This is a genomic window from Cetobacterium somerae ATCC BAA-474 (genome assembly GCF_000479045.1).
Classification (GTDB): Bacteria; Fusobacteriota; Fusobacteriia; order Fusobacteriales; family Fusobacteriaceae; genus Cetobacterium_A; species Cetobacterium_A somerae.
The window spans coordinates 11,471-11,677 of record NZ_KI518154.1; the positions used below are offsets into that span (position 1 = coordinate 11,471).

The window sequence follows — 207 nt, forward strand, 5'->3', positions numbered from 1 at the left end:
TGCTGACAAAGTTTTGAATGTACGGCTCTAAAAGTAAATACAATAGAAATGTTGTAACCGCAAAAATGTGGGGTAAGTGGCGATTAGTAAAACTTGTTGATATGAAACTCGCTATACTGTTAAAGGCAGTATCCAGCTTACAGGGCTATAGAAACTACCTAAGTAGATTTAATGATAGAAAATATGGAACGTGGAAAGCAAGACACA

The 207-nt window shown here is 35.7% G+C and carries 1 protein-coding gene; it reads left to right on the plus strand.

The window, feature by feature from the left end:
- Window positions 1–17 precede the first annotated feature (17 nt).
- Window positions 18–207: hypothetical protein (locus HMPREF0202_RS15410; RefSeq protein ID WP_023052381.1), on the plus strand; the 190-nt coding region annotated here is incomplete at its 3' end.